General features: G+C 49.0%; 13 protein-coding genes. 7 read left to right on the top strand and 6 right to left on the bottom strand.

Annotation, left to right across the window (positions count from 1 at the left end; all coding sequences use genetic code 11):
• Positions 1–4: 4 nt before the first annotated feature.
• The 5 genes from EHO60_RS00790 to pdhA all read right to left on the bottom strand — a co-directional run bounded on the left by EHO60_RS00790 (position 5) and on the right by pdhA (position 5457).
• Positions 5–967 (bottom strand): alpha/beta fold hydrolase, encoded by a 963-nt coding sequence (locus EHO60_RS00790; protein ID WP_246028080.1) that lies wholly within the window; start codon positions 965–967, stop codon positions 5–7.
• A 120-nt stretch (positions 968–1087) separates the two neighbouring features.
• Complete coding sequence (fliG, locus tag EHO60_RS00785; protein ID WP_135766264.1) at positions 1088–2104, bottom strand: flagellar motor switch protein FliG; 1017 nt, start codon at positions 2102–2104, stop codon at positions 1088–1090.
• 27 nt (positions 2105–2131) lie between these two features.
• A complete protein-coding gene (locus EHO60_RS00780) occupies positions 2132–3451 on the bottom strand; it encodes a pyruvate dehydrogenase complex dihydrolipoamide acetyltransferase (RefSeq protein WP_135766263.1) in 1320 nt (439 codons plus the stop codon).
• A gap of 51 nt (positions 3452–3502) precedes the next feature.
• Positions 3503–4477: a pyruvate dehydrogenase complex E1 component subunit beta gene (locus tag EHO60_RS00775; RefSeq protein WP_135766262.1), complete on the bottom strand. Its 975-nt coding sequence runs from the start codon at positions 4475–4477 to the stop codon at positions 3503–3505.
• Entirely contained in the window at positions 4477–5457 is a 981-nt protein-coding gene (gene pdhA / locus EHO60_RS00770) for a pyruvate dehydrogenase (acetyl-transferring) E1 component subunit alpha (RefSeq protein ID WP_135766261.1), read from the bottom strand. The genes EHO60_RS00775 and pdhA overlap by 1 nt, the downstream gene beginning before the upstream one ends.
• Before the next feature lie 570 nt (positions 5458–6027).
• Here pdhA and EHO60_RS00765 point away from each other — a divergent pair.
• The 4 genes from EHO60_RS00765 to EHO60_RS00750 all read left to right on the top strand — a co-directional run bounded on the left by EHO60_RS00765 (position 6028) and on the right by EHO60_RS00750 (position 9244).
• Positions 6028–6873 (top strand): flagellin N-terminal helical domain-containing protein, encoded by an 846-nt coding sequence (locus EHO60_RS00765; RefSeq protein WP_135766260.1) that lies wholly within the window; start codon positions 6028–6030, stop codon positions 6871–6873.
• 371 nt (positions 6874–7244) lie between these two features.
• Positions 7245–8093, top strand: a complete 849-nt coding sequence (locus EHO60_RS00760; RefSeq protein WP_135766259.1) for a flagellin N-terminal helical domain-containing protein — start codon at positions 7245–7247, stop codon at positions 8091–8093.
• Between the two features lie 276 nt (positions 8094–8369).
• Positions 8370–8696, top strand: a complete 327-nt coding sequence (locus EHO60_RS00755) for an ArsR/SmtB family transcription factor (RefSeq protein ID WP_135766258.1) — start codon at positions 8370–8372, stop codon at positions 8694–8696.
• The gene (locus EHO60_RS00750; RefSeq protein ID WP_135766257.1) at positions 8693–9244 is read left to right on the top strand and encodes an SRPBCC family protein; all 552 of its coding nucleotides are present in this window, start codon (positions 8693–8695) and stop codon (positions 9242–9244) included. Before EHO60_RS00755 ends, EHO60_RS00750 begins: the two co-directional genes overlap by 4 nt.
• A gap of 56 nt (positions 9245–9300) precedes the next feature.
• On the opposite strand, the gene EHO60_RS00745 is transcribed toward EHO60_RS00750, so the two are convergent.
• Entirely contained in the window at positions 9301–10539 is a 1239-nt protein-coding gene (locus tag EHO60_RS00745) for a lipoprotein LipL46 (RefSeq protein WP_135766256.1), read from the bottom strand.
• A 65-nt stretch (positions 10540–10604) separates the two neighbouring features.
• Between EHO60_RS00745 and EHO60_RS00740 the strand changes: the two genes are divergently transcribed.
• The 3 genes from EHO60_RS00740 to EHO60_RS00730 are packed head-to-tail and all read left to right on the top strand — an operon-like array spanning position 10605 to position 13349.
• The gene (locus EHO60_RS00740) at positions 10605–11867 is read left to right on the top strand and encodes an exo-beta-N-acetylmuramidase NamZ family protein (protein WP_135766255.1); all 1263 of its coding nucleotides are present in this window, start codon (positions 10605–10607) and stop codon (positions 11865–11867) included.
• Positions 11868–11898: 31 nt separating this feature from the next.
• Complete coding sequence (locus EHO60_RS00735) at positions 11899–12495, top strand: LIC_11883 family protein (RefSeq protein ID WP_135766254.1); 597 nt, start codon at positions 11899–11901, stop codon at positions 12493–12495.
• Positions 12492–13349, top strand: coding sequence for a DUF2797 domain-containing protein (locus EHO60_RS00730; protein WP_135766253.1), 858 nt, complete (start codon positions 12492–12494; stop codon positions 13347–13349). Before EHO60_RS00735 ends, EHO60_RS00730 begins: the two co-directional genes overlap by 4 nt.
• The last annotated feature ends 34 nt before the right edge of the window (positions 13350–13383 follow it).

Below are 13383 nucleotides of genomic sequence, written 5' to 3'. Positions count from 1 at the left end.
GAATCTATTTCATGAATTCCTGGAATACCTGCAAGGTTTCTTTCGGGGACTCCTCCTGGGGAATATGCCCCAAATTTTCAAACACGACCAATTTGCTTCCTTGGATATCTTCGTGGAACTTCTCCGCGTATTCGGGAGGGATCAACCGATCTTTTCCTCCCCAAAGGATTAAGGTGGGAATGTGGAGTTCGCGAATCTTATCCTCATGCATTCCAGGAGTCATCTGTTGGAATCTCTGAACCAAGGCTTTGCGATTTCCTTCCCGCAAGGTTAGGTCGTAGTAACGATCGATTTGCGTTTCCGTAACTTTGCTAGGATCCCCATACGTGTTCTTTACGCTGGAAGAGATGATGAACCGGGGAAGCACGTTGCTTACCAGATTGCGCAGTAACGGAATCCTCGCGATCCTAAAGCCGATCGGAACCGAAGTCGATTGGAAGTGATAACCGGAAGCGTCCACTAATATCAATTTTTCGAAATATTTCGGGTGATTCAGCGCGGTAAACCATGTAATGTTTCCGCCTAGGGAATTTCCGGCGATCACAGCATGTTTGATCTCTAACTTGTCTAAGATGGAAATTACGAATTTTACATATAGATCCATGGAGTAGTCTCCGTTCGGAGAAGGGCCGGTAAGACCGAATCCGGGAAGATCGAAGCGTACGACTCTGCGAGTGGATTTAAGTTCTTCGACCCATCCGTCCCAAGTATGAAGAGAGGAGGCGGTTCCGTGAATCAGAACGATCGGGTTCGGATCGGTACGAGGTCCTTCGTCCCGCAAATGCACTTTCATTCCCATGGTATCTACAAAAACGGAAGGTAGAGGAGCCCATTTCGGTTGTAACTCGGCTACGGTTTTGTCCGGAGCCCAAGTAATTATGATCCCGAAAAGGAACAGTACGAATAGTAAGGATAAAAATCCGAGCGTTAGTTTAAAGACACGTTTCAGCATATTGGGCGAGACCATGTATAGAGCGTTTGCGAACTTCAGTCCAGAAGTATTCGGGAATCGCGAAACTTTTTCCCGGATTGCTCGCACTTGTATGACTCAAAAAACGAGTCGCCTTAGAGGCTCTTCTCCGCTTCTTTAGATGAATTCTTCCGTGTCTTTTTTGAGAACGATTTCTCCGGTTTCTTCCAGATCCCGCAGTAAGGACAGGACCTTGTTTCTCGCATCCGTAATCTCTTTTAAGGTTACTTTTCCCCTTAATTCCATCTGTTCCAAAATATCGTTGGCTCGGTTTTTGGACATGGCTTCGAAAAAATGAGCACGGATCTCGTCGCCGGAACCTCGCAGCGCGGTCGCAATCACATCGTCGTCCCCGAGACGATTGATCACAAAACGCATTTCCTTGGAATTCAAAAGGAGCACATCCTCGAAGGTATAGAGCTTTTCTCTGACTTGAGAGGCCAGTTCCGGGGAATGCTCCTCCAGGTCCCTCAGGATGGTCTCTTCGAGAGACTTGTCCATGTGATTTAAGATACTCGCAAGCGCTTCCGTTCCGCCCGCTTCGCTGAATTCGGACTTGTCCCGATTCTCGTATTTTTTCTTCAGAACTCTTGCGATCTGTCGGATCGCATCCGGATGAGTTTTGGTCGTATTCGCCAATTTTAGCGCGACCTTGGATTGTAGATCCTTGGGCAGGAATTTCAAAGCTTCCGCGGCTTTTTTAGGATTTAAAAAGGCAAGAGTGACCGCGATCGTCTGGGGATTTTCCGGAAGAAGAAGTTGCGCAAGAGTTTGCGGTTCCGCGTCGTTCAAAAAGGAGAAGTCCTCCTCCGTGTCTTTTCTATCTAGTTTTCCTAATATAGATTCCGATTTTTCTTTGCCTACGGACTTGTACAGTAGATCCCGGGCGGCGTCGATGCCTCCCCGCGATTCGCCCGCAAGCTCTCTCAGGGATTCCTGAAAATCCAAAAGAGCACCCTCTTTTTCGGCCTTGGAAACCGTCCGGATCTTGGCCATTTCCTGGATGATTTCCTCGATCAAGCCTTCTTCCAATTGGGAAAGCGCTTTGGCCGCCGAATCCTTGTCCAAGGAAAGCAGAAGCAAGGCCGCTTTTCTAACTTTTTGGATCCGGGAATTAGAGTCTTTTTCCGCCAAGCTGTATCTCTCCGTGGGGAAGAAGATTCAGACGAGAAGGCGCAACGGGTGCTCGAGCACTTCCCGAAAGACCTGCAACCAACGGGCTCCCACCGCTCCATCCACGACTCTATGATCGCAGGAAAGGCAAACGGAGAGCGTGATGCCGGGAACGATCGCACCGGATTTTAGCACGGGTTTCGGGACCGCGTTCCCTACGGCTAAAATCGCCGCTTCCGGCTCGTTGATGACGGCCGCAAAGCGATCGATGCCGAACATGCCTAGGTTGGATACTGTGAACGTTCCGTCCGAATATTCTTCGGGTTTTAGTTTTCTTTCTCTTGCTCGGGAGGCAAGTTCTTTTACTTTCCTGCCGATTTCCAAAATGGAGCAGAGATCGGCATTTCGGACGTACGGGGTGATGAGTCCGCCTTCGATGGAGACTGCGACCCCGACATCTACTCTTCCGTGGCGCAGGATATGATCCTCTCTCCAGGAGGAATTCACCTCCGGGACTTGCAAAAGTGCGAACGCGGAAGCCTTAATGACAAAATCGTTTAGGCTGATCTTCGTCTCTTCTCCGGAAGCCTTGAGATCCGCGTTTATGTTCTCGCGCAATTTTACGAGAGGCTCCGCGTCCAACTCTATGTCCAGATAGAAATGAGGTTGGTGGGTTTTGGAATGGACCAAGCGGTTGGCAATGGTCTTTCTCATTCCGGAAATCTGCTGTTTTTCCTCTTTTAAGGGAGCCGCGGATGTGGAAAGGCTTGTCCGTACTAGGACCTGGCTCGCTTCCACATCCCGTTTCAGGATTCTTCCGTCCGGTCCGGTTCCGTGTATTCTCGCTAAGTCGATTCCTGTTTCTTTGGCGATATGTTTCGCAAGGGGAGAGGCCTTGATTCTTCCTTCAAGAGCCGGAGTTGAGAGTCCCCTCTGAGAGGATGAGGCTGGACGTACGGAGTCTTCCTCTTCCGCTTCGGGAATTTGTGGCGGCTCCGATTTGACGGGAGCTGTTTGGGGAGGTTCTGAGATTATGGAAAGTGCAGGGGCGGGAGAAGTCGGCGTTTCCGGCTTGGGCAGGGAGGAACTTCTTGTTTTGGCCTCAGCGAGAAGAGAACTGATGTCCTCTCCCGATTTTCCGATGATCGCTACGGGAGCTCCCACGGGAAGTTTGGAGCCTTCTCCCGCGATGATTTCCAGAAGGATTCCCGTATCGAAAGACTCCATCTCCATCACGGCCTTATCGGTTTCCACCTCCGCGATCGATTCTCCCGGGGCGACGGAATCCCCCTTCTTCTTTAACCACTTTACCAATACGCCCTCGGTCATCGTCGGGCTGAGTTGGGTCATTTCGGCGATTTTAGCCATATATAATACCTATTAGAATAACAGAATGTTGGAATCTTCCGGTATATTGGATCATTTGATCATCTCTCTTACCTTTTGGATTATCTTCTCTTCGCTCGGTAGGGAGGCTTTTTCTAGATTGGCCGCATAGGGCATAGGCACATCCTCTTGGGTTACTCTTTCCACCGGGGCGTCGAGGTAGTCAAAGGCTTCCTTCTGGACCAGATAGGCGAGCTGGGCTCCGAATCCGGCCACGTTCCAACCTTCCTCTACGATCAGGGCCCGATTGGTTTTTCGAACCGAGGCCAAGATCGCTTCTTCGTCCAAAGGACGGATGCTCCGGATATCCACCACCTCTACGGAGATTCCTTCCTTGGCCAACTTTTCCGCGGCGGGCAATACGTACATCAGGGCTCGGGACCAGCTAATGATCGTAAGCTGTGTGCCTTCCCGTTTGACGTCCGCTTTTCCCATCGGAATATAGAATTCTCCCGTCGGAACTTCTCCTTTCGTTCCGTACAGTACTTCGCTTTCTATAAAAATGGTCGGGTTGTTGTCTAAGATCGAAGTTTTCAATAATCCGTACGCATCCGCGGGAGTGTACGGGGCGATGACCTTCAGGCCGGGAATATGAGCGTACCAACTCTCGAAGGATTGGGAATGTTGCGCGGCCAATCTTCCTCCGGCCCCTCCAGCTCCGCGGAAGACGATCGGAATCGGAAATTGGCCGGCACTCATATAGTTCATTTTAGCGGCGGAGTTTATGATCTGATCAATCGCGACTAGGGAGAAATTCCAGGTCATGAATTCGATGATGGGCCTTAGGCCCACCATTGCGGCCCCGATTCCTACGCCCGCAAATCCGTTTTCGGAGATGGGGGTGTCTATCACTCTTCTTTCCCCGAATTTCGCCAGCATTCCTTGGGAGACTTTGTACGCCCCCTCGTAGTGTCCGACTTCTTCCCCCATAAGAAAGATGTTCGGATCCTTTTCCATTTCCTCTGTCATGGCCCGATTTAAGGCCTCGCGGTACGTCAGAATCGGCATCAGATATTCTCCGCGTAAACGTGTTTGTGAAGCCAACCTAAGGGAGGTTCTTCGCTCTTTTCCGCAAAGTTCAAAGAATCATCCACGATGGATTGTATGGAATCGCTGAGGCCGTCCAATTCTTCCCGGGACCAGCCGCATTGTAAGAGTTCCTTTTCCGCCTTGATCAACGGATCCCCCTGCTTGTATTTCTCCAGTTCTTCTTTTGTACGGTATTTCGCCGGGTCGGACATGGAATGTCCTCGAAAACGGTATGTGGAGATTTCCATGAGGGTGGGGCCTTCGCCGCGTCTCGCTCGGTCGATGGCGAACTGAACGTGGTCCCGGACCTTTCTGACTTCGTCTCCTTCTATATGATCTCTCGCGATGTCGTATGCTGCGGCGCGTACGGACACGTCTTTGACGGATAGGGCTCTGTATTCGGGAGTTCCCATCGCGTAATGGTTGTTTTCGCAGATCATGACCAAGGGAAGTTTCCAAATCGCTGCAAGGTTCATTCCTTCATGGAAGGATCCGATGTTGGCGGCTCCCTCTCCGAAAAAACATAACGTAACTGCGCCGTCCTGTCTGTATTTGGAAGCGTACGCGATTCCGGCAGCTAAAGAAATATGACCTCCGACGATGCCGTGCCCTCCCATGAAATTTTTCGTCTTATCGAAAAAGTGCATGGATCCGCCGTTTCCCTTGGCGATCCCCGTTTTTTTCCCGAAGAGTTCCGCCATTAGAGATTTCGGTTCGAGTCCTCTTGCAAGAGCATGCCCGTGGTCTCGGTAGGTGGAAACGATATAATCCCTTTCTTCTAGAGCCGCGATGGCACCGACTCCCACCGCTTCTTGACCTATGTACAAGTGGCAAAATCCTCCGATTTTTCCCATGCTGTACGATTTTGCCGCGGCCTCCTCGAAGCGGCGGATCAATAACATTTGTCTATAAAGTTCGTGAAGGTCTTGGGTGTCTTTTTTGGTTTTGGGTTGGCTCATCGTTTTCGTTAGACGGATCGTTTTCTTTGTCTGTTGCAATCCCAAAGAATGGAACCGGAAGAGGGGAGAGCAAGCCGGATTCCGGAAGGCCAGGGCTTTTTCGGGCTCGGTGCGGGCGGAGAGAACTTCTTTTCGGAAAGAAATTTCTAAACGGGGAGTTTTGAGATCCGAGCGGAGATTCACGGAGAGAAAACCGGAATCGGAATTTTTTCTCCGTAGGATTTAAAAAAAAACTTAGGGAAATTTCGGAATCGATCGAAGGGTTAGATGTGCGTGAAAAAGATCTTTTTTCCGGAAAAAAGTAAATTTTCTTCTTCTTTTGATTCTTCAAAAAATTTCAAAAATGAGTAAAAAACACCATTTTTGAGCAAAATCGAACGAAATCTTAAAAATTAATCCCGACAAACTGCGCCACCGAAGATATATCTGAAGGAAACCGTATTCCGGAGAGGATTCTTCCGAATTCGGGCCTTCGTTAAAAGATAGAAAACCATAAAGACCAAAACCAAACCAAGGCAAAAGATCCCGGCACGGACGCCGGGCTCATGATCTGTTTCAAGGAGGAAACTCATGATCATTAACCACAACTTAGCCGCGATTAACTCCCACCGCGTCCTGAAGTTCCAGAACAACGAAGTGGCAAAGAACATGGAAGCTCTGTCTTCCGGTATGCGTATCAACCGCGCCGGTGACGATGCGTCCGGTCTTGCCGTTTCCGAAAAAATGAGAACTCAGGTAAAAGGGCTTCGTCAAGCGGAGAGAAACACCGAGGACGGCATGTCCTTGATCCAGACCACCGAAGGATATCTGCAGGAAACCAACGATATCATTCAGCGCGTTCGGGTTCTTGCCATCCAATCTTCCAACGGTATCTACGGCGCGGAAGACCGCCAAATGATCCAAGTAGAGGTTTCTCAGCTCATCGACGAGATCGATCGGATCGCTTCTCAGGCAGAGTTCAACAAAATGGCGCTACTCCAAGGGGATTTTGCCCGCGGTTCTAGAAGCGCTTCGATGTGGTTCCACATCGGTCCGAACCAACACCAAAGGGAGCGGGTCTATATCGCTACGATGACCGCTAAAGCTCTGAATCTGATTAAAGCCGACGGAACGCTGTTGACTCTTTCCACTGCGGAACAGTCCAACGATGCCATCGGATTCTTGGATGACGCCCTGATGAAAATCAGCAAGCAAAGAGCGAATCTTGGAGCGTACTTCAACCGACTCGAACATGCGTCGAAAGGTTTGATGGTCGCTTACGAGAACATCCAGGCTTCAGAGTCGCGTATCAGAGACACAGACATGGCGGAAGAAACCGTTGCATTTACCAAGAACCAGATTCTGGTTCAATCCGGTACTGCAATGTTAGCTCAAGCCAACGTCAGACCCCAGTCCGTCCTTCAATTACTCAGGTAATTAGGACTTTCCGGCAGCGGGAGCGGATTCGCTCCCGCACCGGGAATCTTTCCATCCCGACTCTAAGCCGCCGCAAAGCGGCTATCGTCGTCTCAGGATGGTAGAAGAGAAACGGGAGCAGGGTTGGCCGAACTCTAAGAATCTTGTCCAATCTTTCTCCGGTTCCTCTTCTACGGGATCGCTTCTCGCGGTATAGGACCGACGGATTTTTCGGAATCCGTGCTCGTTGTACGTAATTGAATCATCATTAACTCCTCGGGAGAAAATGGCCTGTCGGGTGGTCCGACCGGGTCCATCCCGGAGCACCGGACAGACCATAGTCCGACCGGAGGATAGGGAGATCCTCCGGGAATCTCTACAAGGAGTGTAGGATGATTATCAATCACAACCTGAGCGCGGTGAATTCACACCGTTCTCTAAAGTTCAACGAACAAGCTGTGGATAAAACCATGAAGGCTCTCTCGTCGGGCATGAGGATCAACTCTGCCGGCGACGATGCCTCCGGTTTGGCTGTCTCCGAGAAGCTTCGTACCCAGGTAAACGGTTTGAGGCAGGCGGAGAGAAATACGGAAGACGGGATGAGCTTCATCCAGACTGCGGAAGGCTTTCTTCAGCAGACATCGGACATCATCCAAAGAATCCGGGTTTTGGCCATCCAAACCGCGAATGGAATCTACAGCCCCGAGGACAGACAGTTGGTCCAGGTGGAAGTATCTGCGCTGGTAGACGAGGTGGATCGGATTGCCTCCCAAGCGGAGTTCAATCGATTCAAACTTTTCGAAGGGCAGTTCGCAAGAGGTTCGAAAGTAGCCTCTATGTGGTTTCACATGGGACCGAATCAGAACCAGAGGGAGAGGTTCTACATCGGAACGATGACTTCCCGGGCTTTGAAACTTGTGGGCGCGGACGGAAAAGCGATTTCCGTATCCACTCCCACGAAGTCGAACGACGTGATCGGCTTTGCCGATGCGGCGCTCGGGAAGATCATGAAGCAAAGAGCGGATATGGGGGCCTACTTCAATAGGTTGGAACATTCCGCAAAAGGACTGATGGGGGCATACGAAAATATGCAGGCATCGGAATCCAGAATTCGGGACGCCGATATGGCGGAGGAGATGGTTGCGCTGACCACAAAACAAATACTCGTGCAGAGTGGTACGGCGATGTTAGCGCAAGCCAACGTAAAACCGAATTCGGTTCTTAAGCTTCTCCAGATGTAGTTCTCCTCGGGACGGAAGTGCCACCGGAAGAGTTTTCTTCCGGTGGTTTTTTTCTTTCTGCGGTTTCAAAAATTTCCCGCAATCCTTCGTTAGATCTCTATTCGTCTAAATTCGATTTTTCTAAATAGTTTCCGAAAAAAAGTACGGGGTACCGTGCAAAAATCCACGTCTCGGCTTCGAACCTTCTCCCGTTTCAAGCCGAGGATACCTGTTTCAGAAAAAGATTTTTTTAAATTTAAGTATTGACTTAATTAAGTTATAGCTTAAATATAGGGTATGCTCGCTTTAGATGCCGTAGGGGATCCTACAAGGCGTAAAATACTGGAGACCCTTTTTGACGGAGAAAAATCCTCCGGAGAGATCGTTTCCCGATTCAATATCAGCGCCGCCGCGATTTCGCAGCACTTGAAAGTGCTCCGGGAGGCGAATCTGATCCAAGTCCGTGTGGAAGGCCAAAGGCGGATTCACTCCTTGGATTCTACCGGTTGGAAGGAAATTCAGGATTGGCTGGATCTAGCCAAGAGATTCTGGGAAGGGCGTTTGAACGCGTTGGAAAGGGAATTGAAAGCGAACCAAAGAAGAAAGGAGAGAGATTTAAAATGAGAGACACGAATACGAACAGGAATTTCGGAAATTTCACTTCGGAACAGGAAATACAATTCGAAAGAATCCTTCCGGGACCGATCGAAACGGTTTGGGAATATTTAACGGACTCCGAAAAGCGAGGGACTTGGCTCGCGAAAGGACCGATGGAATTGAAGGTCGGAGGCAAGGTGGAATTGCATTTTCTGCATTCGGAACTTTCGGAAGAAAAAATCTATCCGGAAAGATTCAAGCATATGGAAAACGGGGCGATCGGGAATGAAACCGTGATCGCGTGCGATCCGCCTAGGTTCCTAAGTTTTACGTGGGGTCCGGATTCGGAAGTCAGTTTCGAGCTGGCACAGAAAGGCGAGGATGTTCTTCTTACTTTAAAACATTATAAATTATCGAAAGAAAACGAGAAGCTTATGGTATCGGCCGGATGGCATTCTCATCTGGATGTATTGGTTTCCAAATTGTCCAAAGAGAAGGTTCCCAGATTCTGGGAAAGTTTTTTCAGATACGAATCCGAATACGGAAAGAGAATCAAAGAACAAATCCCGCGGTAAAAACAAAAAACCGGCGATCTCTCGCCGGTTTTTCTTACGCAAGGTTTTCCATCCGATCAGTTGTTCGGCTTGAACTCCAGGGTGACCACTCCGCGAGTAGCGGATTTGACGGTCATATTTTTGGTGGCCAAGAAGGTGAACCCGCGGTCCTTTTTATAAACCAACTCGTCCATAAACAGAGCGTCTTTGCCAGGGTAGGTTACTTCCCATTCCGAACCGTTTGCGTCGGAAGTACGGACGTTGATATCCTTCGCTGCGGTGAACTCGGTCAGGTCGTCCTTGAATTTGGTCGACTCGTCCGCATTCAAACCGGTGAATTTCAGGATGATCGTGTTGTTTTCCGTAAGGTTGAACCATTCTTCCTTGAGCTGTTTGTTCACCTTTTTCGCTACGCTTTCCGCCCATTGGGAGACGGCCTTTTCGCGGGAAACTTTTTGGGTGATGTCTGCGGCTCTACCGTCGCCGGTTCCGGAATCCACAATCTTACCGTCTCCCCAAAGTAGGATCACTTTATAGGACCCGGTGGCTGCGGTATTGAAAAGGGGACGATCCAGATTTTTTCCGCCGATGCTGGAAACTACAGGTTGGTCTTCCGTTTCCACATTTCCTATGATCATGACTTCCGCTCCGGAGGCCTGAGCTTGGGCGACTATGGGAGATCCTGCATCCACGGTGCTAGGATCTACCTGAGATTTATTGACAGTCTTAGCCGCGGTGGCAGCATCCACGACTTTGTTACCGGCTTTCTTCAGGTTCTTGGCGATTTCCGCTTCCGCAATGTTATTCGCGGTTAGAGGGGCAACCGGTTGGCCTCCGACCTTAGAAGGTACGACGATGACGACTCTCGGGTTTCCCACGTCCGCCAAGAGAGAATCCACAGCGGTCGAAAGTTTGCTTTGTTCGATCGTACATCTTACGGTCAATTTTAGGATCGGCTGGGTATCGATTTTTCCTTCGGCCTCATCCACGATATCGTAAGACTTCACGAATGCATCCGTCTTGGATAAGAGGCTGGAGCCTAGACTTTCTCCGTCGGAAGCCTGGCTCTTGCTGGTAATCTGTTCGCCGACCACCTTCCGAACCGCATTGATTTTCGCGTCTTTTAACGCGCGCTGTTTTGCGTTCGTTTTATCACCGTTATAGATGGGAGCTTCTCCCATCACGGTGACTTGGTCTCCATTAATTTCGTAGTATTCCTTTTTTTTACGACCGCTAGCACTTCCGGTGGCGCAAGCAATAGCGAAAGAGAGGACGAGGGTTAGAGCGGAAATCCGCAGGATGGGCAACATAGCCATATCGCTCCTTTTTCTCCTTGAAGAATAGAATTCTGTCTATTTAGTGAACAAATAAGGGTTCTTACATGCGGTTCAAAGAAAGAAACAAAAAAATCCTAACTTTAATCATTTTTTTTCTGACAATTACCTCCGATTCGTGCGCAGAAGCTTCTTCTCGTAGACATATCTCCAATTCCAAAATCATCCCGTCGGAAGTCGCTTTTTACGAAGAAATACTTCCCTCGCTCGCCGGCAAAACCGTGATCCTAGTCACGAATCCTTCGGGAATCGGAAAGTATCCGGAAAGAATCCTTAGGGAATTCAAAGAAAAGAAGGTCAAGATCAAACACCTGATAGGACTAGAACACGGATTCTTGGGTTTGGAAGAGGATTTCAGTAAGTCCCCCGTAACCGTCGATGAAACGTTCCAGTTACCCATCTATCATATATACAAGGTGAAAAACTCGGAGATCCCTGCCATTTTGAAAGGGGGGGACGCCATCATATTCGACGTGATGGATATGGGAATGAGATGCTATACTTATTTGAGCGTTCTAAAACGGTTGATGGACAATCTTCCGGATGTTGAAACGACTCGATTTATACTTTTGGATCACCCGAATCCAGCCTTGTATTTAGGGGCTCGCGGAGAGAATCTAGAAAAGAAATTCTTAAATTTCGCGGGGGAATTTCCTTCCTTATTTTTCACCGGAATGACGATGGGCGAGGCGGCCATGTTTTACAACGGGGAATACCTTTCCAACAAAATCAAACTGGAAGTGATCTCTCCTAAAAATTTGAAACGAGGATTCGATTGGGAAAAAGAAGGAATCGCGTGGATCACTCCTTCCCCCAATCTTCCCATGTTGGAATCCGCGCGGAACTATCTGGGCTTGGTGCTTTTGGAAGGAGTAAATGTCTCCGTAGGTCGCGGGACCCAGGCTCCTTTCGTGTATTTCGGCGCGCCTTGGATGAACGAGCCGGACGCTCTTCTTTCCGAATTGAACGAGGGTAGCAAAGGGGATTATTATTACCAGAGCGTATTTTTTAAACCCACTTTCGGACCGTTCAAAGGGGAAATCTGTAGGGGGTTACGATTGACGGTCGTAAATAAAAATTACGATCCGATTCGGATGGCGTATCTTCTCGTTTCCGTTCTGAAGAAAAAATACAAGGACTTCCGATGGAGACAATATCCGGACGGTTCGCATAACATAGATTTTCTCTGGGGAACCGAACGTTTTAGACGATCGATCGACTCGGGAATAGAATACGCGGATTTTAAAAAATCCTTTTCGGAATCGGAGGAAAATATGAATCGATCCCTCCGGAAATACCTGATGTATTAATGATCGGTTATTTTCGAATTAGGAATTTTGAATGAATTTTTTCAGAGTGCTCCTCGTAACGGCGACAATCTTATTCCAGCCGAATTTGGTCGCGGAGCCGCAGCATTCCGGCGGAGAATGGAAGCAATATAACCTGAAGCAAGTTCTGGGGCGTTTAAAATATTACGCGTTCGCAAAGATCGCCCAAAGCGTCCGGAAAGGAGTCCCTTTTTCGCAGGAAAAGGAGGTATTCCCCGTATCTTGTCCGAGCGACTTTCCCAGATTAGCGGATCATTTCAACTGCTCCTTTTTGGAATCCGGAAAGTTCGGGGAAAATCCGACTCCGAAGGAAAGTCTTACTCGCGCGTATTCCCCCGATTTGTCTCTTCCGACCGTCGTTCCGATTTCCGCAAAATGGTACGAGGGGAGCACCTTGGCCGGGAGGGGAGCCTTATTCGTTCCCTCGAAGGATGGGGACAAAGGCGAATTACGTTTGTTTTATCTGAATAACGGAAAATTGAGCCATTACGTATCCGGCGATACGATCGTAGTCTTTGACTGGCAAGACTCCGAACTTCGCACGATTTTGGAAGTGAAGGTGGACGAATTGCTTCGCCCGCTGGGTGGAAGGGAGTATTTTTTTCCATGAAAGAATTGTCTTCCGGTTATCTTCGTATGCTGGACCACGATGGTCTGGATCCGGTCGAGTATTCTTGGGTGGTGGCAGAATACCAGGAGGGTAATTCGGGAAAATCATCTGCGACGTTTCCGAAACAGGATTTTAGGATCCCTTCGTTCTTAGGCAAAAAAGTTTCCTTGGAATTCACCGGGGACATCCGTTGTATCCACTGCGGAAAACATACGAAAAAAAGTTTTAACCAGGGAAGCTGTTTTTCCTGCTTTCAGTCCCTGGCGCAAAACGACTTATGCATCCTCAGACCGGAAATCTGTCATTTTCATCTAGGTACTTGCAGGGAACCGGATTGGGGAGAAGAACAATGTTTTCAAAAACATACCGTTTACCTTGCCAATACCAGCGGATTGAAAGTAGGAATTACGAAAGAACAGCCCGTTTCGAATCGATGGGTGGACCAGGGCGCCCAGGAAGCGATTCCCTTATTGGAGGTCCGGTCCAGAAGGGATGCGGGAGTGATCGAAAAGAAATTCTCCTCCATCATCGACGATAAGACCAAGTGGCAAACCATGGTGACCACCGATTCCGTTCCGGCAGACCTTGCCTTGAAAAAGGACGAGCTTCTATCCCAACTGGAAGCTTGGGATCTTGACGTAGTCTATCGAGTGGTTCCTACGAGGGAATCCACTAAGATCCGTTATCCATTGCTTCGATATCCGGCAAAAGCGAAATCCTTTCAGCCGGAAAAGGAGGCGAAAATCGATTCTCAGTTCCTGGGAATCAAGGGCCAATACATGCTTTTCGAGGACGGAGTCATCAATTTACGAGCGTATGCAGGCTACGAGGTCCGTCTTTCCGTCGAATCCTAATCGACAAAGAATAAATCTTCCTGTTTTCTGGAAG

Source organism: Leptospira fletcheri (assembly GCF_004769195.1).
GTDB lineage: Bacteria > Spirochaetota > Leptospiria > Leptospirales > Leptospiraceae > Leptospira_B > Leptospira_B fletcheri.
The sequence above is the reverse complement of the archived record's forward strand: the minus strand, read 5'-3'. Positions and strand labels throughout refer to the sequence as shown.